The sequence below is a fragment of the Brachybacterium alimentarium genome, assembly GCF_002332425.1.
GTDB lineage: Bacteria > Actinomycetota > Actinomycetes > Actinomycetales > Dermabacteraceae > Brachybacterium > Brachybacterium alimentarium.
In genome coordinates, this window is the sequence record NZ_NRGS01000027.1 from 39,327 (window position 1) to 60,812 (window position 21,486).

Genomic DNA, 21,486 nt, shown 5'->3' on the forward strand with positions numbered 1-21,486 from the left:
TTCATCCGTGAACCCCCTGCTGAAGGCCGCGCTGCGGCTGTTCGCCGCGCCACGGGTGAACATGCGGGAGGACTACGAGCGGGTGCGGCGCCTGCAGCGCCAGCTGGCCGCCCTGCCCCGGCCCCGCTATCGCGCCGCCTCCTGGCGCACGATCCCCGGTGACGTCACCAGCCGCGTGCCGGTGCGGGTCTTCGAGCCGCAGGAGCGACGCCGCGACGAGCTGCTGCTGTTCTTCCACGGCGGCGGCTGGGTCACCGGGGACATCGAGAGCTACACCCCGGCCTGCGCCACGATGGCCGAGCTCACCGGCGCCGACGTGGTCTCGGTCGACTACCGGCTGGCCCCCGAGCATCCCTTCCCCGCCGGCCTCGAGGACTGCTTCCAGATCGTGCATCGACTGCTGGAGGACCCATCGCTCGCCGGCCGCGATGACGCGGACCGGATCGTGCTGATGGGCGACTCCGCCGGGGGCAACCTCGCCGCCGCGGTCTCCCTGCTGCTGCGTGAGCGCGGGTATCGCGGCGCCCGGCAGCAGATCCTGCTCTACCCCGTCACCCATTGGGACCATGACCCGGCCACCGCTCCGTTCGAGTCGGTGCGCCACCACGGCGAGGACTACCGCCTCACCAGCACGGAGGTCCAGGACTACATGCAGATGTACGTCCCCGACCCGCTCGCGCGACAGGACCCGCGGGTCTCCCCGCTGATGGCCGAGGATCTCTCCGCCCAGCCCCGCACCCTCATGATCACCGCCGAGCTGGACCTGCTGTGCGACGAGGGCGAGGCCTATGCGCATGCGCTCGAGGCCGCCGGCAACGAGGTGCGGATCCACCGGGTCGAGGGTGCGCTGCACGGCTTCATCACCCTGCCCCGCTTCTCCCGCTCGCTGCGCGATGCGTACGAGGTGATCAACACCTTCCTCGACGAGGGGCACCTCGCCGGCTCCCGCGAGACCCCACCGGGCGGCACCGCATGATGCGCCAGCACTGGGTGCGTCTGGACAACGCCTCGAACATGTTCCTCGCGGCCCGCAGCGATGTGGATCCCAAGGTGTTCCGTCTGGGTGCCGAGATGGATCATGAGGTCGATCCGGCGCTGCTCCACAAGGCGCTCGAGAAGACCTACGAGAAGTACCCGCTCTATCACGCAGTGCTGCGTCGAGGCGTGTTCTGGTACTACCTCCAGGACAGCGACCTGCGCCCGGAGGTCACTGCCGAGCTGACCGCCCCCTGCGCCCCGATCTATCAGGCGGACCGCCGGACCCTGCTGTTCCGGGTGATGCACCATCGGCGCCGCATCTCGCTGGAGGTGTTCCATGCGCTCTCCGACGGCACCGGCGCGCTGTGGTTCCTCACCGATCTGGTCACCGCGTACGTCCGCCTGCGGTTCCCGACGGAGCGGCCGACGGATCCGGGTGCGGACGGCGCGACGGAGGCGGCCGGGGGATCGGGCGCAGCGGACGCCTCGGACGGAACGGGAGCGATGCCGGGGGAGGACCTCGACGATCTCGCCGCCCACGAGCCCGTGCATGATCTGACCGGTGATTCCTTCGCGCACTACTTCCGTCGACGGCGTCGTCCCGGCAGCGATGCCTGGCAGGCCCGGGCCGCCTTCACCCAGGAGGCGGAGGCCGAGGACCGGGTTCTCAGCGTCGGATCTCGGGGCGCCGACGCCGACCCGGGCCCCCGTGACGGCACCGGCTCCCGTGACGGCACCAGCCCCCGTGACGGCACCGGCTCCCGTGACGACACCGGGGACGTGGCCGGAGCGGACGGCTCGACCGAGGACTCGGCGGACGCCCCGCGCAGGGAGCCCGTCGGCCGGCGGCGTCTCTCGCTGCGCCGTCGTGTGTATCGGGTGCGCGGCACCCGCACGCCGGATCACCGCACCCGGGTCGTCGAGCTCACGATGCCCGCCGCCGCGGTGATCGCGCTCGCCCGCGCCGAGGGCGTGGCGCTGACGATGTACCTGACCGCGGTGTTCTTCGAGGCCGTGCGCCGGGCAGCCGAGCACGACGCCCTCACCCTGGCCGCCACGGTGCCGGTGAACCTGCGCCAGTTCTTCCCCTCCACGTCGGCCCGGAACTTCTTCGCGACGACCCGGGTGGAGCACGCCTACCGCAGCGGGCCGAACGATCTCGGAGCCGTGGCCCGCACCCTCGAGCGCGATTTCCGGGCGAAGGCCACGGCGGAGGCCCTCGAGGGCAAGCTGCGCCGTTTCCTGCGGTTCGAGCGCCACCCCGCGCTGCGGATCATGCCGCGCCCGGTCAAGGACGTGCTGCTGAGCGGGATCAACCGGGCCAGCAACCGGGGCCTCAGCGTGGCGGTCTCGAACCTCGGCAGGGTGGTGCTGCCCGAGCCGGTGAGCGACCACGTCGGACGCCTGGCCTTCGAGGTCTCCGCGGTGCGTCCCCAGTTCTGCGCGATCTCCCACGCGGGCCGGCTGACCGTCACGTTCACCTCCCCGTTCGTCGAGACCGATCATGTGCGGGAGTTCGCGCGGATCCTCACCGGCGCCGGGGTGGAGATCTCCGTGGCCGCGGGCCGCGTCACCGGTCAGGAGCTCGCCGAGGCCTTCGAGGACCGTGAGGGCGATGAGCCCCAGGAGGATGCCTCATGAGCGCCGGTCTGAGCAGATGCGTCGACTGCGGCGTCGACGTCGAGGGGACCTGGAGCCGCTGCCCGCTGTGCGGCGCAGCGCTCCGGGAGCCGCAGGAACCGGGGGAGCGGACGCCGAGCCCGCTTCCCGACGTGCCTCTGCGGTTCTCGCGGAGCCGCCTGCTGCGCGCCCTGGTGCTGACCTCGCTGGCACTCGTGCTGGCCTCCTTCCTCGTGCAGCTGCTGATCAGCCCCGGGGTCTCGGGACTCGGCGTGCTGCGCTCGGTGTGGCTCGCGGTCGCCTCGCTCTGGCTGGTGGCGCTGATGGCGGTGCGCAAACGACGCAACATCGCCAAGTCCACCGTGTACTTCGTCGTGCTGGCGGGCCTGGTCTGCGTGTACTGGGACTTCCTGCTGGGCTGGAGCGCGTGGTCCCTCACCTACGTGGTGCCGATCCTGTGTGCGAGTTCACTGCTCGCGGTGATGATCGTGGTGCGGGTGATGCGGATCGAGGTGGGCGAGCACATCGTCTACAGCGGACTGATCGTGATCCTGGGCCTGACGCCCCTGGTCTTCCTCGCTCTGGGCTGGGTGAACACCCCCTTGCCCTCCGCGCTGTGCGGCGCGCTGTGCGTCCTGGCGCTCGGCCTGCTGCAGCTCTCCAGCGGCTCCGCGGCGCGCCACGAGCTCGCCAAACGGCTGCATCTCTAGCGCTCGCACGGCCCTCACGCGACCCTCACGGCCGGTCCCTGCGGCGCGTCGCCACGGGGCGGCGGGAGTCGTCTCTCTATGATCGGAAGGATATGTGCGCGCCGAGCAGGGGACACCCCTCCGGTCGATGCACGCGGAACCACGGGAGAGCAGGTCGATGGACAAGGAGCGCCGGCACGGGGAGAACCAGGATTCGGACTGGATCTTCGCGACCGATGACCCTCACACCCTGCCCACCGAACGTCTGCCCGACCGTGCAGAATTCGACCGCTACTCCGCCCCGCTGCTCGCACGGCGCCGCAGCGCCGCCCTGCCGCCGGGCGAGAACGAGACCGTCGACCTCAGCGGCCTGGACCCCGAGCAGCTGCGCGCGGGCACCGAGCCCGACGCGGCGACCGGCGCGATCCCCGCGATCGACCCCGACGCCGAGGAGGATGCGGTCCCGACCACGGTGACCGTGCCCGAGGAGTCCGTCGGCCCCAGCACCACCGCTCCGCTGCGGGCCCCGCGAGACGTCACCTACGCCCGCTCGGGCACCACGCCCAACGCCGAGGATGAGGACGCCCCCGCCACCGGGCTGAACGGCTTCGTGCTCCCGGAGCGCTTCAAGAACCTCGGGATCTTCGACGCACTGCGCGACGTGATGGCCCTGATCTGCATGGTCGCGGCCATGACCACCACCTTCACCGTCGCCCACAGCACGCTGGTGGACGGCGTCGGCAAGATCGTCATCGGAGTGGGACTGGCGGCCCTGGTCGCCGTGCACCTGATGCGCTGGATCCCGTCGACGCCGCCGCTGCCCGCCATCCGCGTGGTGCGGGTGGCGGGTCTCGCCCCGGCGCTGCTGGTGGCCGTCGGCACCGTCGTCTCCGATCTGGTGGGCTCGCTGCCGGTGCTGTTCTCCTCCCTGCCCGACGGCCCGCCCGTCGGCCTCGGGGTGGGCGTCTCGCTGCTGCTGCTCGGCGCGATCCTCGGCATCGAGCCCCGCGCTCATGAGGGCTACCTCCCGCAGGCCCGCGCCCGCCGCGTCGCGAGGATCCTGCTGGTCGCCGTCGGGATCGCCGCGGCCGCAGCGCTGCTCCTGGCCCTCGTGATGATCATCGGGCGCCTGTTCACCACGGGCTGGAGCTACTCGCTGCTGGTCATCGGCGACACCGTGATCTCCGCGCTGCTGCTGGGCATCGTGCTGGCCTCCGCGCTGCTGCGCGAGCGCTCCTGGTACGTGTTCTCCACCGCCGCGGTGAGCAGCCTGGCGGTCGCGGCACTCGCGGACAACACCCTGCAGCTGCAGTTCGCCGCACCGCTGAGCTTCGCGACCGACTACGTGTACCTGCCGTTCCTCTTCGCCGCCCTCGGGCTGATGATCTCCCGGTCGTTCGTGCGCACCATGCCGATCGCCTTCCAGCGCACGGACTGGCTCGTGTTCACCGTGCGCGCCTTCGAGTTCAGCGCCCTCCTGCACACCGCGGCGGTCCTGTGGCACGTGCTGGCCGCCGTCGTCGCGACCAGCGGGCGCATCCAAGGCAGCCCCGTGCTGCACCTCATCGATGCCGCCGTGTGCCTGTGCTTCGTCGCGGTCTCGCTGTTCGCCCGCACCTCGCTGCTGTCGCGGCCCGCCGTCACCGCCCGGGCCAACGGCGTGATCGCAGGCCTGCTGATGGTCGTCGTCGGCTTCCTGGACGTCATCGTGAACTCGCTCGCGACCGGCGCCGGCGCGGGGCTCGTCACGGGCGGCACGGCGCTGACCGTCGGCATCGCGGCCGCGCTCATGCTCACCGTGCCCGCCCCGGTCCGCGACGAGTTCGGCGCCCCCGACATCGTGCGCATGTTCGCGGACTTCCGCGCCCGCGACTCCGGCAGCATCTCGCTGCTGAGCCAGGTCCCGGACGTCACCGAGGAGACCGCTCGCAAGAAGGCGTTCCCGGGCCGCTGACGCCCGGAGGCCTGCTCCGCCTGACCCCGCGACCGCTGCGGTCGCCCGGCCCCGATCACCCCTGGGAGACCCATGTTCCGCTGGAGACTGCACGGCGACGGCCGCACGATCTCGCCCGACGCCATCGTCCTGCCCGAGGAGCGCCTGACCTGGCCGCTGACCATCGGCATCGGCGCCCAGCACGTGATCGCCATGTTCGGCGCCACGTTCCTGGTGCCGCTGCTGACCGGCTTCCCGCCCTCGACGACACTGCTGTTCTCCGGCATCGGCACGATCCTGTTCCTCACCATCACCCGGAACCGGGTGCCCAGCTACCTGGGCTCCTCCTTCGCCTTCATCGCGCCGATCACCGCCTCCACACAGGCGCACTCCATGGGCGCGGCGCTCGGCGGCGTGATGATCACCGGCATCCTGCTCGCGCTGCTGGGGCTGCTGGTCTCCCGGATCGGCACCGGCTGGATCGGTGCGCTCATGCCGCCGGTCGTGATGGGCGCGATCGTCGCCCTGATCGGCTTCAACCTCGCCCCCACCGCGTACGAGAACTTCCAGGAGTCGGCGTTCACCGCGACCGTCACCCTGTTCGCCGTGGTGCTGTGCACGGCCCTGTTCAAGGGGATGCTGGGCCGGGTCTCGGTGCTGCTGGGCGTGCTGGTCGGCTACGTCGTGGCCGTGCTGCGCGGAGAGGTCGACTTCAGCCCCGTGGCGGAGGCCGCCTGGTTCGGTCTGCCCGAGTTCCACCACCCCGAGTTCCATCTCGGCCTGCTGCCGATGTTCCTGCCCGTGGTCGTGGTGCTGCTGGCGGAGAACGTGGGGCACGTGACCAGCGTGGGCCTGATGACCCATCGCAACCTCGATCACATGGTGGGTCGCACGCTCGCCTCCGACGGCCTGGCCACCGCGCTTTCGGCGGGTTTCGGCGGCTCGCCGACCACCACTTACGGCGAGAACATCGGTGTCATGAGCGCGACCCGCGTGTACTCCACGGCCGCCTACTGGGTGGCCGGCATCGTCGCCGTCCTGCTCTCGCTGTCCCCGAAGGTGGGCGCCGCGATCTTCACCATCCCGCCGGGCGTGCTCGGTGGTGTGACCTTCGTGCTCTACGGCCTGATCGGGATCGTCGGGGTGCGCATGTGGGTGGACGGTCGCGTCGACTTCTCCCAGCCCAAGAACCAGATCACCGCCGGTGTGGCCCTCGTGGTCGGCATCGCGAACGTGACCTGGACCTTCGAGGGCATCACGCTCACCGGTATCGCGCTGGGCACCATCGCGGCTCTGGTCATCTACCACGCGATGAACGTGCTGGGCCGGATCACCGGCACCGATGTGCACTCCGAGCCGGCCGAGGCCGTGGAGCCGACGCCGCACGGCTGAGCCCGACGCATGAGCCCGATGGCTGATGCTGACGTCGGGCATCCGACCTCGGGCGTCCGACGTCGGGCGCCCGACGGTCACGGGCTGCTCACAGAATTGGACAAGCCTCGACGCGCGTAATGAGGTAAGGCTAGGCTTCCCCTCGTGCCCGAGAACCTCTCCACCCCTCGCCCCGCCCTCACCGGGCAGGAGCTGCATCTGCGCTACGGCCGGACGCCCGTCGTCCACGGGGTCTCGATCAACCTGATCCCCGGGACGGTCACGACGCTGCTGGGCCCCAACGGCAGCGGCAAATCCACCGTGCTGCGGTCCCTGGCGCGCCTGCATCCGCTGGGCAGCGGCGAGATCCGGTTGGGCGGGCCCGAGGGGGAGCGCGACGCCGCTCTGCTGAGCGCCAAGGAGCTCGCCCGGGCCCTCGCGCTGTTCTCCCAGTCCCGCACCAGCCCGCAGGGGCTCTCCGTGCGCGACGTCGTCGCCTTCGGTCGGCACCCGCACCGGCGGCGCTTCGCCGGCCTCACGGACGCGGACCGCGCCGCGATCAGCCACGCCATGGAGCTGACCGGCATCGCCGACTTCGCTCCCCGCGGCATCGGGGAGCTCTCCGGCGGCGAGATGCAGCGCGTCTGGCTCGCCTCGTGTCTCGCCCAGGACACCGGGATCGTGCTGCTGGACGAGCCCACCAACCACCTCGACCTGCGCTACCAGATCGAGACCCTCGACCTGGTGCGCGATCTCGCCGAGATCCACGGCGTCGCCGTGGGCATCGTGCTGCACGACCTCGACCATGCCGCCCGCATCGCCGATCAGGTGGTGCTGCTCAGCGCCGGCCGCATCCATGCCGCGGGCGCCGTCGCGGACGTGCTCACCTCCGAGCACCTCAGCGATGTCTACGACATCCCCATCGACGTCGCGCACGATCCTGGCACCGGCCGCCTCCGCATCGACGCCCTGGGACGTCACGGCGCACGCGTGGCCGCACCGGTCTGACCGCCGACGCACGCTCGATCTGCGTGATCCCGGGGGCCCCGCGTCTGACCGCGGCACCTGACCACCGTGACCCCGGCGCGTGACCCCCGTGAGCCCTACGCCTGATCCCTCCGTCATTCCTCCGCCCGACGCCGATCCCGTCGACGTCGTCCCTCATCCCGCCAGGAGCCCCCATGATCCGCAGTCCCCGTCGCGCCCTCGCCGCGCTCACCGCCGTCGCGGCCACGGCCGCCCTCGCCGCCTGCGGCACCACCGAGATGGACGACTCCGCGGCGGGGACGCCCTCGGACGCCGCCGCGCTCAGCGACTCCTGCGCACAGGACACCACGACCACGTCGACCGAGCCGGTCTCGGTGACCGATGACCTCGGCCGCACCGTTGAGCTCGACGGGCCCGCCGAGCGCGTCGCCGTCCTGGAGTGGCAGCAGGTCGAGGACGCCCTCACCCTGTGCGTCGCGCCCGTCGCGGTCGCGGACGTCGAGGGCTTCGGCACCTGGAACACCGCCGAGACCCTGCCCGAGGGCACGGCCGACGTCGGCACCCGCGGAGAGCCGAACCTCGACGCCCTCGCGGCTGCGGATCCGGACCTGATCATCGTCGAGGCCACCGGTGAGGACGATCCCGTCGTCGAGCAGCTCGAGAGCCTCGGCGTCCCCGTCCTGGCGACCGTCGGCGCCGACGCTGCAGACCCGATCGGCACGATGACCGGGCTGTTCTCGCTCATCGCCGAGACCACGGGACGCACCGAGCGCGCCGACGCGGTGCTCAGCGAATTCGACGAGCACATCGCCGAGGCCCGCACCCAGGTCGCCGACGCTGACCTCACCACCACCGACTTCGTCTACTTCGACGGCTGGGTCGACGGCGGCAATGTGTCGATCCGGCCCTTCGGCTCGGGCGCGCTGTTCACGGCGCTCGGCGAGGAGCTCGGGCTGACCAGCGTCTGGACCGGCGAGACCGACCCCGCCTACGGACTGGGCCAGACCGACATCGAGGGCCTGACCGCGGTGGGCGATGCCAACCTCATCTACACCTCGACCGACGACCCCGCGGGCAACTACGTCACCGAGCTCGAGAAGAACGATCTGTGGACCGGCCTTCCTGCCGTGCAGGACGGCCGCGCCTACGCCTTCCCCGCCGGCATCTGGACGTTCGGCGGCCCCCGCTCCTCCGAGCAGGCCATCGACGCCTATGTCGAAATCCTGACCGCCTCGTGACGTCCCGGGCGACTCATCCCTCGCCCGCTCGCCGTTCGCCCGCTCACCCCTCGCCCGATCAGGCCCCGGGCCGCAGGGCTCGCGAGTCGCTGCGGGTCGGCGCCGGGGGGATCCTCGGCGGGATCTCCACGCTGGTGCTGCTGGCATTCGGCGTGGCGCTCGTCGGCGCCTGGCACCTGACCCAGGGCACCTCCGGGATCGGGCTGGGGGACCTGCTCGCCGCCCTGGCCGGGGGAGAGGACACGGTGGGCGGGGTCGCGATCAGCGACGTCGTCACCGCGTCCCGGCTGCCGCGCCTGCTGGCCGGGGTCGCCGTCGGAGTGGCCCTCGGCTGCGCCGGCGCCCTGCTGCAGTCCGTGTCCCGCAACGCGCTCGCCTCGCCGGACACCCTCGCCGTCACCGCCGGATCCTACTTCGCCCTGTCGCTGGTCGCAGCGCTGAACATCGCGGTGCCGCTGTGGGCCTCCAGCGGCGTCGCCTTCGTCGGCGGGCTGCTCGCCGCCGGCATCGTGCTGGCCCTCGCCGGCGGCGCCGGCTCCTCGACCACGCGCCTGATCCTCGCCGGCTCCGCGGTCGCGATGGCGCTGCAGTCGGGCACCTCGATGCTGCTGATCCTCTTCGAGGCCGAGACCACGGGGCTGTACGCGTGGGGCAGCGGCTCCCTGTCCCAGCTGAACCTCACGGCCTCCCTGCGCGCGCTCCCGCTCATCGCCGCCGTGCTGATCCTGGCCCTGGTGCTGAGCAGGCGCCTGGACGTGCTCGGTCTCGGCGACGACGCCGCTTCGGGGCTGGGCGTCCCGGTGCGCTCCACCCGGGTTCTCGCCGTGCTCGCCGCCGTGCTGCTGACCAGCACCGCCGTCACCGTCGCCGGGCCCATCGCCTTCGTCGGCCTCGGCGCCCCCGTGCTCGCCCGTCTGCTGGGCGGCGTGGTGCGCTCCCTGAACCGCCACCTGCTGTTGATCCCCGCCGCCGGACTGATCGGCGCCCTCGTGGTGCTCCTGGCCGACGCCACGGTGCGCGCGATCCTCGGCCCGCAGGGCGCGACCTCGGTCCCGACGGGGATCCCCACCGCGCTGCTCGGCGCGATCGTCATCATCCTCATGGCCCGCAGGCTGCCGGATTCCGGGGCCGCCGCCCAGCCGCCGCAGGCGCGCACCGGCCTGCGCTCGCGACGCCGCGTGGTGATCGTGCTCGTGGCGTGCGTGACGGCACTGCTGGGCATCGCGCTGCTGGGCCTGCTGGCCGGGAGCCTGTGGCTGCGCACCGGCGACATCGCCCTCTGGTTCCAGGGGGACGCCCCCTCTCTCGTGGCGCGGGCGCTGGGGGAGCGCGTGCCGCGGATGAGCGCCGCCGTGCTCGCCGGTGCGGCGCTGGCCCTGGCCGGCTGCGTCGTCCAGTCCACCGTGCGCAACCCGCTCGCCGAGCCCGGCCTGCTGGGCATCACCGCCGGTGCGGGCCTCGGCGCCGTGATCGTCGTGACGGCGCTCGGCGGCGGCCGAACGCTGATGATCCTCGCCGCCGTGCTCGCCGGGATCGCGACCTTCGCGCTCATCGGGCTGCTGGCCTGGCGTGGCGGTCTGGCCCCGGAGCGCTTCGTGCTGGTGGGCATCGGCGTGGGCTACGCGATGAGCTCGTTGACCACCTTCCTGCTCCTGCAGGCCAATGCCTGGGACACCCCGCGGATCCTCACCTGGCTCTCGGGCACCACCTACGGCCGCACTCTGAACGACGTGGTCCCCGTGCTGGTCGTGCTCGCGATCGCGGTGCCGCTGATGCTCGGACTGCACCGCGAGCTGGACCTGCTGGCGATCGACGAGGACTCCCCGCGTCTGCTCGGCGTGCGGCTCGAACGCACCCGCATGGCGGTGCTCGGCCTCGCCGCGGTGCTCGCCGCGATCAGCGTGGTCGCCGTCGGCGTGGTGGGCTTCGTGGGTCTGATCGCTCCCCACCTCGCGCGATCCCTCGTGGGCGGCCGGCACCTGCGCAGCATCCCGGTGGCGATGCTGCTGGGCGGCGTCCTGGTGGGGCTGGCCGACGCGCTGGGCCGCTCGCTCATCGCCCCGGCACAGGTGCCCGCCGGGCTGCTGGTCTCCCTGATCGGCGCGCCCTACTTCGTCTGGCTGCTCTGGCGCTCCCGCGTGTGAGCGCACGCGGCACGCTCCAGTGCCGGGTGCCGGGCACCGAGCATCGGGCAGACAGAAGTGCTCTCGCCGGTCCGCCCGCCTCGCACCTCCCGCCACCCCGGCGTAATAGGCGGTATAGGGCGCTCTAAACGCCTATTACGCCCGGTTACCGGAGCCTTGCCGGAGCGTCGGCCACTGCGGGCCGAGGATCTGGGGTGGCCAGCTTCGCGCTGTCGCGTTGTCGCGTCGGACGGGACGCAGGTGCTGGGGGAGGAGCTCACGGAGGACGAGAGGGTGGTCCGGGTGCTGGCGGACCTGAGCGATTCGGCGTGGGCGGTGCGAGCCCGGCGGATCCATGCTGCCGCTCCTCTCGCGGTCGGGTGCTGCTCCGGGGCGCTCAGATCGCCTCAGGTCGCTCAGATTCCCTTTCCCTCAGGTCGTTCAGCTCGCTCACGTCCCCTCGGGCCCCTCAGGCCCCCTCAGCCCACCGGTGCGAGCACGTCCACCAGGGAGAAGAGGTCCTTGGGATCGTCGGGGTCGGCCACCAGGTCCACAACTGACTGCAGGTCGGTCCCGGCGGTGGCGTCGCGGGCGCAGCGCAGCGCGGAGAAGTCGGAGATCGCGAAGCCGACGGAGTCGAACACCGTGATCGCCTCGGGATCGATACGTCCGGCGGCCCGACCGGTGAGCACCTGCCACAGCTCGGTCACGGGGAAGTCCGGCGCCATCTGCTGGATCTCTCCCTCGATGCGGGTCTGCGGGGTGAACTCGACGATCACCTGCGCGGCCTGCAGGATCCGGGCGTCGAGCTCCGTCTTGCCGGGGCAGTCACCGCCGATCGCGTTGACGTGCACGCCCGGCCGCACCTGGGCGATGTCCAGGATCGTGTTGCGGGCCTTGTCCGCCGTGCAGGTGGTGATGATGTCGGCCCCCGCGACCGCGTCGTCGACCGAGGCGGCGGCGTGCACCCGGAAACCGAGGGGCTCGAGGTTCCTGCGCACCTTCTCGATCGCGGCAGGATCGATGTCGAACACCCGTAGGTCCTCGATGCCGAGCACTCCGCGGGCGGCGAGAGCCTGGAACTCCGACTGCGAGCCGGCACCGATCAGGGCGAGGGTGCGGGAATCGGGCCGGGCGAGGAGTCTCGCCGCGAGGGCCGACGTCGCAGCGGTGCGCAACGCTGTCAGCAGCGTCATCTCCGCGAGGAAGGTCGGGTAGCCGGTGTCGACGTCGGCCAGCACCCCGAAAGCCGTGACGGTCTGCAGGCCGCGCGACGGATTCGAGGGATGGCCGTTGACGTACTTGAAGGAGTAGAGCTCCCCGTCGGAGGCAGGCATCAGCTCGATCACGCCCAGCGGGGTGTGGCTGGCGATCCGCGGGATCTTCTCGAAGCTCTGCCAGCGGCGGAAGTCCGCCTCAAGACAGTCGGTCATGCGCATGAGGATCTTCTCGACCCCGTCGCGCCGGAGCCATCGGGCCGTGTGCGCGACATCGAGCAGCTGGGTCATGGCGGCACCTCCTGGATGCGGGGCCGACGACGGTGTCGGCCCGGACCCCTCCAGGGTAGGGACTGCAGGGAACGCAGGGAATGCAGGGAACGCAGGGAATGCAGGGAACGCACGGAATGGCCTGCGGTCCGGCTCTGACGCCCTCGCAGCTCGGAGGGGCCTCAGATGCCGAGCACCCAGGGCTCTGCGACGAGGGTGCCGATCATGCCGACGACGGCATAGGCCGTGACCGCCGTGCAGAGCAGCCACTCCCGCAGGCTGCCGGCGTCGCCGAGCAGCGGCACCGCGATGTCCCCGCTGCGCTGCCAGAGGCCCGAGGCCATCCGCTTCGGCGGCTTCACGACGAGCGGCCAGGTGGGGAAGGGGATGCCGTCGGTGGTGAGCAGGTCGCCGACCAGATGCGTCAGCACGCCGACGGCCACGGCGGCCGGGAGCCAGATCGAGGTGTCCGGCGCGATGGCGGCGACCAGCAGACCGGCGACGACGCCCACCGCCCAGGGCAGCAGGCGTCCCTCGACCATCTTCAGGGCCCGGGTGCCGAAGGCGCACATCACGGTGACCAGGAGGGCGGCGCCCGCTTCGATCTCGCCCAGCACGGGCACCCGGACCTGCCAGTCCAGGCGATTCACGAGCACCGCCAGCGCGGTGAAGGCGACGGCGGCCAGGAGGGTGTGGGTCGCGCCGCGATGACCCGCAACGGTGCTGACCGCTCGGGTGACGGCCTTGGTGAGGCCGCCGCCGGAGCGGGAGATGGTGGCGCTGGGGTGGTCGATGTCCGGCAGCAGCGCGGCGCCGGTGGCGACCACGGCACCGGAGACCACCTGCGCGGGGTCGAGGTCCCACAGGTCGAGGCCGGCCGCATGCCCCATCACGGGGACGGAGCCCGCCAGGGCCAGCCAGGCGGCGGTGCCGCTGATCGCATGGTGTCCGCCCATCATGGGCATCGTCCTCCTCGGCAGATGGTCGACATGGCCTCACCAGGGGAAGAATGCGGACGGAGCCGCTGGTGGGACACAGGTCGTCACCGGGGGAGGAGGGCCGCCGGGAAGACTACCGGCGGGTCATGACAGGCGAGTCCAGTCGAGTCCTGGCGCGTGCTCCGCCGAATCGCTGCCGTCGTGCCGCCGTGTCGCCGTGCAGCCCGGCTGCCATCCCGGAGGAGTTGTTGGCGATCACGCCGCCGATGGTGCAGGCGACCTCGGGGTCGGCGTCGGGCCCAGCCGTCGCCTCGCGGCACCTCGCGGCCGCGGGGGCTGCGGGGGCCGCGGGGGCCGCGTCGGTGGGGGAGGCGACGGCATCGGCGCCGAGCAGGGGTGCGACCGCCATGCCCGACGGGGCTCCGCGAGGTCCGGCGGGCGAGGCGTTCCCGTGCGGCGCACCGCCCTGGCCTGTGCCGTCGGCCTGTACCGTCAGGGGCGTGACAAGCGCACTGACCACGTACCTGGACCGGCTCACTCGGGCCCTGTCCACCGCCTCGGCGACCGGTGATCCCGACGTCGTGCTCCCGGATCGCGGCATCTCCGGAAGCGCTGAGGCCGACGGCGACATCCCCGAGCTCTCGCTGGTCTCCGGCGCCGAGTCCCACCACCTCGGTGTGGCGCTGTGCTCCGTCGAGGGCGAGATCACGGGGGCCGGCACCGACCATGCCTTCCCCATGCAATCGATCTCCAAGGCCTTCGCCTACGGGGCGGCGATCGATCTGCACGGCATGGACTATGTGGACTGCGTCGTCGACGAGGAGCCGACGGGGGAGCAGTTCAACGCCCTCAGCCTGGACGCGCAGACCAAGAAGCCGAAGAACCCCCTGGTCAACATCGGGGCGATCCGCACGCACGCGATGCTGGGCACCACGCAGGCGCAGCGCACCCAGCGACTGCGCGAGGTGCTCGACGCCGCCGCCGGGCGCCGTCTCGAGGTGCATCGCGAGACCCTCGAGACCGAGCTGACGATCGCCGACCGCAACCTCGCGCTCGCGTACATGCTGCGCGCGGCCGGTTCGATGGAGGACGACGCCGGGGAGGTCGTCGCCGGCTACATCGAGGGCTGCGCCGTGCAGACCACCGTCTCGGACCTGTCGGTCATGGCGGCGACCCTCGCCTCGGGCGGCACCAATCCGTTGACGGGCGAGAGGGTGTTCTCCCGCGTCGCGGCTCGGCAGGTGCTCTCGGTGATGCTCACCTGCGGCATGTACGACAACGCCGGCGACTGGGTCAGCGACGTCGGCCTGCCCGCGAAGTCCGGAGTGGGCGGCGGCATCATCGCGGCGCTGCCCTCGCGCTATGGGATCGCGAGCTACGCCCCGCAGCTCGATCTGCACGGCAACTCGGTGCGCGGCACGCTGTTCTTCGAACGCTTCAGCGAGGATTTCGTGCTCCACATGCTCGACGGGGTGGAGCCCGTGGACCTCGAGGAGCGCGCCCGGGAGCTGATGGAGGTCGGCACGCATCTGTGAGGCCCCGTGAGGCCTGTCCGGGTGGGGGCTCTGGTCGTGCCGAGCGGGTGTCGGCGAACCCGGTTGCGCGGCGGGCGGGCCGACGAGAAGACTTGCGGGGTGATCACCGTGCGTTCCCTGGACTCCGATGAATGGCCGATCTGGCGGGGCCTGCGCCTGCGCGCCCTCGAGGACTCGCCCGAAGCCTTCGGCAGCACCCTGGCCGAGGTGATCGCCCGCGACACCGAGCACTACTGGCGCCAGGGCGTCTCGCCGCCGATGGTCCCGTTCGTCGCCGAGGTCGACGGGGCGCCCGCCGGCATGGCACGGCTGATGTTCCCCGACCATCCTGATCGCGCCGAGCTGGTCTCCGTCTGGGTCGCCCCGGAGGCTCGTGATCGCGGCGTCGGCCACGCGCTCGTCGCTTCCGGCATCGACCACCTCGCCGCTCACCATCCGCTGACCCGGCTGCGCCTGGCCGTCGTCGAGACCAACATGCCCGCCCGTCGGCTGTACGAGGGCTGCGGCTTCGCCGTGATCGGTCGCAATCCGGACGACGACGCCGAACTGCTCATGGAACGACCCGCTCCAGCCAGCGCCTCACCCAGCTCCACAGCCAGCGCCTCACCCAGCTCCACAGCCAGCGCGTCAGGCAGCGACGCGAAGCCCGGGGCGTGAGCGTCCGACGAGGCACCCCTGCGGATCGGTAGACTTCTCGCATGAGTTCCGCCTCGCATGATGCCCTGGTCCTCCGCCCCTTCGAAGGGCTGCCGAACGAACGCGACCTGGTCGCGATGCGGCAGCTCATCCCCGCGGCGACGATGGCCGCGAAGACCACCGCCGAGTACGGTTCGGTCGACGTCGAACTGGCGACGATCCTGCCGATGGCCTGGCCCGCCGTGCGCCGCACCGACGGCTCGGTCACCGTGGGCATCCAGGCCGGCTTCCCCGGCGGCGACCTCTCGCGCGGTCTCGGCCAGGCGATCAAGCAGGCCCTCGCCCTCGAGCCCGGCAACCCGGTCACCGCGGTGACTCTCGACGACGACGCACCGCGCCTGCAGGAGATCCTCGATCTGGACGGGGACTTCGAGATCTCCGTGGAGGACACCTTCGAGTTCTGGCTCGATCCGCGCGCCGAGCGCACCGCCGAGATCGAGTCGTCGATCCAGCAGGCCAACGACTCGATCATGCCCACTCGGCCGGTCGAGGGTCTCCCGCACGCCTACTGGGTGGACGCCGGTCCGAAGGAGCACCTGCGCTGGGTGCTCGACGCCGCTGAGGAGACGGTCATCGATGCGGTCACCCGCCTGCACGCCCGCCGCGAGTCCGGCATCGGCGAGGGCACCAAGTACGTGGGGTCCTTCCGTGCCGAGGGTCTCTCGGTCCCCGTCTGGGACCTGCCCAAGGGCTTCGGCGCGGAGGGCGTCGAGGCGGAGGCCGAGGCCTTCCGCACCCGCTTCGAGCAGGCCCTGACCACTGAGGAGCCCCTCACCGCGCTCGAGCGGCGTGCGCGCGGCGGCATCGTGGCTCGCCAGGTGACCCTGCGATGAGCACTGCGGGGCCGCTGACGGCATACCGCCCCGAGCGGGTGGCCGTCGTGATCCCCGCCAAGAACGAGGCGGAGAGGATCGAGGCGACGATCGGCGCTGCCCGGGAGATCCGGGGCGTGGATCTCGTCGTCGTCGTCGACGACGGGTCCAGTGATGCGACCTCCGCCGTCGCCATGGGGGCCGACGCGCTCGTGGTGCGTCACAAGTCCAACCGCGGCAAGGCGGCCGCCATGGCCACCGGCGCGCAGATGGTCGCGATCCGAGAGGACGCCGAGCGCGCTGACGGTGGCGACCACTTCTCCGAGGAGCTGCACGCCGAACCGCGCTCGCCGGGCCATACCGGTCCGCTCCCCGTGATCGGGGGAACGGCTCCGCCTCCGCGCGCGCTGCTGTTCCTGGACGCCGACATGGAGACCTCTGCGATCGCCTCACAGCCGCTCGTGGATGCTGTGCTCGGGCAGGGCGTGGACATGGCGATCGCGCTGCTGCCCCCTCAGGACGGCGCTGCCGGGATGGGCATCGTGGTGCGCACCGCGCGCAAGGGCATCCAGCGGGCCACCGGGTGGGAGGCGGCCCAGCCGCTGTCGGGCACTCGCTGCATCACGCGCGAGACCTGGGATGCCTGCCAGCCGCTCGCACCCGGCTGGGGCGTCGAGACCTCGCTGACCATCGACGCTCTGACCGGCGGGTTCTGGGTCAAGGAGATCGAGGCGGACCTGCGTCACCGGGCCACCGGCAAGGACCTGCGGGGCCAGCTCCACCGCGCCGCCCAGCTGCGCGACGTGATGCGCGCTCTCGCCCGACGCCGCCACGTGCTCCCGGACGAACCGGCCGACGAGCTGGACGAGGGGACCGAGGTCCAGACGCCCCCGACGCCGGGACCGACCGACGCGCCCGACGCCCCTGACGCTCCTGGCGCCCCTGACGCCCCTGGCGACGTCGACGCGGAGTCCGCGGACACTCCGACGACGGGAGCGACCCCGCTGGCGTTCGAGGACGAGAACGTCGACGAGGTCAACGCCTGGGACCAGGTCGACGCGATCCCAGCGACGGGCTCGGCCGCGAGCTTCGAGACGGACGTGGACCTCGAGCCGACCCTGGATCGCGAGACCGAGAAGCGGACGGAGACGGAGGAGGACCCGGCGGCGGCGACGGACGAGGACGCCGTTCCCAATCTGGATGCCGATGCCGACACCGACGCCGTTCCCGACACCGGAATCGCCGCGGAGGCCGTCGACCGCACCGCAGCCGCCGATGACCGCGCCGCCCTCGCGGAGCGCCGTCGCGACCGGCTCGAGGCGCTGCCCGTGCGCGGTGGGTTCTCGGACAGCGAGACCCGTGCCCTGGGCGACCTGGACGTCGAGACGTTGAACCGTCAGCTGCGTGCCCTGCCCGTGGCGGGAGATTTCGCGCCCGACGACGTCGTCTACCTCGCGGGCGTGGACCTCGAGGCGCTCGCGGCACGGCTGAACTCTGCGCCGGTCCAGGAGCGCTTCGAGCCTGAGCATGCCGTGATCATCGCCTCGCACCTGTCGGTGCCGGAACCCGAGCTGCCGCCGTCGATCCGTCCGCCGCTGACCAGCGACGAGTACACCTCACTGGTGGTCCACGCCGCGGTCGACGCCGGCAACGCGTCGGACGCCTGATCGGCGCGGCGCGGATCACTCAGGAGCGCGGATCACTCAGGGGCTCCGCGGCCCCCGTCCCCGTCGGCCGCGGAGCCGGGAGCGCCGCCGGCAGGAAGGCGAGCCAGATCCCGAAGACGGCGGCGACCAGCACCGGACCGGTGTCGTTGACCGCGTAGCCCAGCCAGGTGCCTGCCACGGTCGCGACCCGCACCCGGTACGCGGCGGGATGGGTCGTATCGAGTTCGACCAGCCGCGCGAGGTGGAACGTGCGCGGTGCGAGGATGGCGATCGAGGCCAGTACGGCCAGCAGCATCACCAGTGCGAGCGCCCAGTAGCCCGTGGTCATCGCGATATTCTGGGCGAGCTTGCGGATGATCACGGAGAACAGCTCTCCGCTGAGCAGCTCGTCGATGAAACGCCCCAGGTGGGTGCGGTCCTCGGGTGGGCGCAGCCAGTCCAGGAAGGACACCCCGAGCACGGCGACCGCTCCTCCCGCGCACAGCGCGACGATGTGCCACAGCCGCGGTCGCACACCGGAGACCAGCAGAGCGAGCAGGCCGAAGGTGGGGATCGTGGCCAGCATCGACCCGAAGTCCGCTCCCATCGACGGGGCGACGCACACGATCGCGACGGCGGCACCCACCACGATGGTCCAGACCACGCGCGCTCGCGGCGTGCGCAGCACGGTGAACAGACACAGCAGCGCCATCATCGCCCCGGCGAACACCATCCCGAACAGGTGGTTGGAGAGCCCGTAGAAGCGCCCGCCCGAGATCGGCTGCGCGCCGAGCGGCGAGCCCAGCTGGAACCGGGAGCCCAGCGCCGATTCGCCCAGGATCACCACGGCGACCAGCGCCGCTGAGACGCCGAGCGGCCCGAAGCGGTGGCGCCGCCAGGGCCCGCCGAGCACGATCGCCGAGAGCAGGGCGCAGCCGCCCCAGACCACGCCCGTCAGCGCGAGGATGTCGTGGTCTCCGCGCCACCACGGCACGATCGACGCGCACAGCCCCACGGGCAGCGCCAGCGGAGCGATCGTCGCCAGAGCACGGCCCACCCGGCGGAGCCCGGGGCGCCGCGCCAGCGGAGGCACCAGGAGGATCACCAGACCGATCACGCCCAGCGCGAGCCAGGAGCCGAGGGCCGGCACGGTCGCCGAATCCACGATCTCTGCAGCTCGTGAGCGGTCCAGGGCGAGCAGCTGCGGATCGTCGTGATCCACGCCGCGGAACGGCTGGCCGGGGATGAGGCCGTCGGCCGTGGCGTCATAGGAGGTGAGAACGGTGGCGAGCACGTCGGTCAGCACCACCACACCGTTCTGCTTGGTGGCGCCGCTGGTCAGTGCCTGCCCCGGGAAGGCGGAGTCGAGGGCGACCTGGAGGCCGACGGTGCGGGAGGCGACGGCTCCGGTCGTCTCGACATCGTCCGGGTCGGCGGGATCGGTCGAGGCGACGGAGACCAGCAGAGTGCGGGGCAGATCCGCGGCATCGCAGCCCCCGGCGGCTTCGAGCGCAGTGCCCGCACGTTCGTCGAGCTCGGCCAGCGCCTGTTCGCGGGCGGGGTCGTCGTGATCGGGCACGGAGCCCAGATCGACCTGCACGATCTCGTCGCCGGCCAGCGCGTCCGAGACGTCGGCGGCGGAGCCATCGGCGTGTGAGGACGCGTCGACCTCGGCCGTGTCCACCGGCAGTCGCTCCCACTGATCCTGCGCGGGCGTGGGGATCCCGGCGGTGCGCGGCGCCTCCTCGGCCAGCCCGCGATAGCCGGAATGGAGCGTCTCCAGGCCCTGCCGCTTCGTGGAGACCACCGACGTGGACGTGGTGTTCATGGCTGCAGCGCCCGAGCGATCGGCGAGGCACTGCAGGTTCGGCGTCGCCTCGGCGGAGATGTCCTCCCAGGTGAGGCCCGCGGTCACGAGGACCAGACGCACCGGATCGCTCGCGTCGTCGGGCTCGTCGGCCTCGGCGGCGGGCGTGAGACCCAGCATCAGGGAGCTCAGGAGAACGGCGAGAAGCAGCCCTGCCAGCACATGGAGTCGGCGGGCGGAGGAAGAGGCGAGCGAATCCTGAAGCACGTGACGATGCTACGGGGCATCGAGCGCTGCAGCGCTGGTGAGGGCCGACAGGCGCAGAGATTCCACGCTTTCCTCACGGGGCATGCCCGCGAACTCCACGAGGCGGCCGAAGAGCAATATCGTTGTCGACATGAACATCCCGACTCCTCCTTATGAGCAGGTCCGCCGCGAGATCGTCGAGCAGGTGCGTGCGGGCGAGCTCGCCCCGGGCGACCGGCTCCCCGCCATCCGTGTGCTCGCCGGCGATCTCGGCCTGGCCGCCGGCACCGTGGCTCGCGCATACAAGCTCCTCGAGGAAGCGCAGATCATCGTGACCAGGCGCGGTGCGGGCACCACCGTGGCTCCCGGCGCAGTGGCGGCGTGCGAGGAGTCCGCGGCGGCGACGAGTCGCGAGTCCGGCGCAGTCGCCGATCCTGTGGTTGTCGCGCTGTTCGCGGGCCCGGTCGCCGAGGCGCGTGCGAAGGGGCATGGTGACGTGGAGATCCTGGCCGCGGTGCGTGCGGCGCTGGCCGCTCGGGGCGTTGCCGGCACGTCGTGATTCCTCCGCGAGAGGTGACCCGCCAGTCCAGCGCACGCCTGACGCTGGAGCCGCTCGGAGTGCAGCATGCCACTGCCATCCTCGCTGGTCAGGATGACGCCCTGGCGGAGGAGATCTCGGGCCGACGGTGGGACTCGACGGCGATCACCGAGTTCCTGGACCGTGCCTCCAGATGGCAGGAGGACGGCCCGATCCGGGAGTTCGCTGCGCTCGCGGCTCCTGCGGCCGCAGATCATGCGGAGCGCGCCTCCGCAGGGGCATCGACCGAGTCGTTGTCGGGCATGACCTTCGTGGGTGGCGGCGGGCTCAACCTCCTGGCACCGGGGATCGACCGTGGGCAGGCCGCGATGACCTACTGGGTGACCGCGGCCTGGCGAGGGAAGGGCTGGGGTCGCGAGATTGCGCGGCATCTCGTCCACCGCGCCCGCGATGAGCACCGGATCTCGCAGCTGGCGCTCTTCATCGCACCTCACAACGCCGCCTCGCAGGCCGTGGCCCGCGGCCTCGGCGCGCGCCCCGAGGGTGAGCTCGAGCAGCATCCGGCAGACCCGATGCGCACTGTGCACCGCTGGCTCCTCGACCTGCGCTGAGGGCGTCGCACCCGGGACGCGTCGTGCGCGCTGATCGGGGAGGCGCTGATCGGGAAGACGCTGAACGGGAAGACGCTGAACGGGGAGCAGTACGGGCAGCAGAACGGGCAGCAATACGGTCAGGATCGCGCGGCACCGTTCCTCCCCACACGCATGTCATCCACAATGACCACCTTTCCTCCCCAGTAGATGGTTATCCACAGGACGCCGTCGGTGGTGTCATAGCGTCGA

Annotated in this window: 19 protein-coding genes; 14 read left to right on the forward strand and 5 right to left on the reverse strand. The window is 71.8% G+C overall.

Annotated elements, in window-relative coordinates:
• Nucleotides 1-7 precede the first annotated feature (7 nt).
• The 8 genes from CIK71_RS15025 to CIK71_RS15060 all read left to right on the forward strand — a co-directional run bounded on the left by CIK71_RS15025 (nt 8) and on the right by CIK71_RS15060 (nt 10,960).
• Nucleotides 8-976: an alpha/beta hydrolase gene (locus CIK71_RS15025; RefSeq protein WP_096166494.1), complete on the forward strand. Its 969-nt coding sequence runs from the start codon at nt 8-10 to the stop codon at nt 974-976.
• Nucleotides 973-2,619, forward strand: a complete 1,647-nt coding sequence (locus CIK71_RS15030; protein WP_096166495.1) for an alcohol acetyltransferase — start codon at nt 973-975, stop codon at nt 2,617-2,619. The genes CIK71_RS15025 and CIK71_RS15030 overlap by 4 nt, the downstream gene beginning before the upstream one ends.
• Complete coding sequence (locus tag CIK71_RS15035; RefSeq protein ID WP_245857641.1) at nt 2,616-3,308, forward strand: DUF6320 domain-containing protein; 693 nt, start codon at nt 2,616-2,618, stop codon at nt 3,306-3,308. Before CIK71_RS15030 ends, CIK71_RS15035 begins: the two co-directional genes overlap by 4 nt.
• 157 nt (nt 3,309-3,465) lie before the next feature.
• On the forward strand, nt 3,466-5,241 hold the full coding sequence (locus CIK71_RS15040; protein ID WP_096166496.1) for a DUF7937 domain-containing protein: 1,776 nt from the start codon (nt 3,466-3,468) through the stop codon (nt 5,239-5,241).
• Between the two features lie 72 nt (nt 5,242-5,313).
• A complete protein-coding gene (locus CIK71_RS15045) occupies nt 5,314-6,612 on the forward strand; it encodes a uracil-xanthine permease family protein (protein WP_096166497.1) in 1,299 nt (432 codons plus the stop codon).
• Between the two features lie 144 nt (nt 6,613-6,756).
• Nucleotides 6,757-7,599: an ABC transporter ATP-binding protein gene (locus CIK71_RS15050; protein WP_096166498.1), complete on the forward strand. Its 843-nt coding sequence runs from the start codon at nt 6,757-6,759 to the stop codon at nt 7,597-7,599.
• Between the two features lie 173 nt (nt 7,600-7,772).
• On the forward strand, nt 7,773-8,816 hold the full coding sequence (locus CIK71_RS15055; RefSeq protein ID WP_096166499.1) for an iron-siderophore ABC transporter substrate-binding protein: 1,044 nt from the start codon (nt 7,773-7,775) through the stop codon (nt 8,814-8,816).
• Nucleotides 8,813-10,960: an iron ABC transporter permease gene (locus CIK71_RS15060; protein WP_096166500.1), complete on the forward strand. Its 2,148-nt coding sequence runs from the start codon at nt 8,813-8,815 to the stop codon at nt 10,958-10,960. Before CIK71_RS15055 ends, CIK71_RS15060 begins: the two co-directional genes overlap by 4 nt.
• A 458-nt stretch (nt 10,961-11,418) precedes the next feature.
• Here the strand turns inward: CIK71_RS15060 and CIK71_RS15065 are convergent, their stop codons facing one another.
• From CIK71_RS15065 to CIK71_RS15075, 3 genes are all read right to left on the reverse strand, one after another.
• On the reverse strand, nt 11,419-12,447 hold the full coding sequence (locus CIK71_RS15065) for an ornithine cyclodeaminase (protein ID WP_096166501.1): 1,029 nt from the start codon (nt 12,445-12,447) through the stop codon (nt 11,419-11,421).
• Between the two features lie 161 nt (nt 12,448-12,608).
• Nucleotides 12,609-13,391 carry a metal-dependent hydrolase gene (locus tag CIK71_RS15070; RefSeq protein WP_096166502.1) on the reverse strand — a complete coding sequence of 261 codons (783 nt, stop codon included), beginning with the start codon at nt 13,389-13,391 and terminating at the stop codon, nt 12,609-12,611.
• A gap of 106 nt (nt 13,392-13,497) precedes the next feature.
• Nucleotides 13,498-13,773 (reverse strand): hypothetical protein, encoded by a 276-nt coding sequence (locus tag CIK71_RS15075; protein ID WP_096166503.1) that lies wholly within the window; start codon nt 13,771-13,773, stop codon nt 13,498-13,500.
• A gap of 91 nt (nt 13,774-13,864) precedes the next feature.
• On the opposite strand from CIK71_RS15075, the gene glsA reads away from it, so the two are divergent.
• The 4 genes from glsA (at nt 13,865) to CIK71_RS15095 (ending at nt 18,074) form a co-directional block, all read left to right on the forward strand.
• Entirely contained in the window at nt 13,865-14,899 is a 1,035-nt protein-coding gene (gene glsA / locus CIK71_RS15080; RefSeq protein ID WP_158541937.1) for a glutaminase A, read from the forward strand.
• 99 nt (nt 14,900-14,998) lie between these two features.
• Nucleotides 14,999-15,556: a GNAT family N-acetyltransferase gene (locus CIK71_RS15085; protein WP_096166505.1), complete on the forward strand. Its 558-nt coding sequence runs from the start codon at nt 14,999-15,001 to the stop codon at nt 15,554-15,556.
• Nucleotides 15,557-15,597: 41 nt separating this feature from the next.
• Nucleotides 15,598-16,428, forward strand: coding sequence for a DUF5926 family protein (locus tag CIK71_RS15090; protein ID WP_096166506.1), 831 nt, complete (start codon nt 15,598-15,600; stop codon nt 16,426-16,428).
• The gene (locus CIK71_RS15095; RefSeq protein WP_096166507.1) at nt 16,425-18,074 is read left to right on the forward strand and encodes a glycosyltransferase; all 1,650 of its coding nucleotides are present in this window, start codon (nt 16,425-16,427) and stop codon (nt 18,072-18,074) included. The genes CIK71_RS15090 and CIK71_RS15095 overlap by 4 nt, the downstream gene beginning before the upstream one ends.
• 19 nt (nt 18,075-18,093) lie before the next feature.
• Here CIK71_RS15095 and CIK71_RS15100 read toward each other — a convergent pair whose 3' ends face one another.
• A complete protein-coding gene (locus CIK71_RS15100) occupies nt 18,094-20,127 on the reverse strand; it encodes a hypothetical protein (RefSeq protein ID WP_245857645.1) in 2,034 nt (677 codons plus the stop codon).
• A gap of 9 nt (nt 20,128-20,136) precedes the next feature.
• Nucleotides 20,137-20,259: a hypothetical protein gene (locus CIK71_RS18190; RefSeq protein WP_255411050.1), complete on the reverse strand. Its 123-nt coding sequence runs from the start codon at nt 20,257-20,259 to the stop codon at nt 20,137-20,139.
• Here CIK71_RS18190 and CIK71_RS15105 point away from each other — a divergent pair.
• Entirely contained in the window at nt 20,258-20,665 is a 408-nt protein-coding gene (locus CIK71_RS15105; protein WP_096166508.1) for a GntR family transcriptional regulator, read from the forward strand. The genes CIK71_RS18190 and CIK71_RS15105 overlap by 2 nt on opposite strands.
• A gap of 14 nt (nt 20,666-20,679) precedes the next feature.
• Complete coding sequence (locus tag CIK71_RS15110; protein WP_275542442.1) at nt 20,680-21,255, forward strand: GNAT family N-acetyltransferase; 576 nt, start codon at nt 20,680-20,682, stop codon at nt 21,253-21,255.
• Nucleotides 21,256-21,486: the final 231 nt, after the last annotated feature.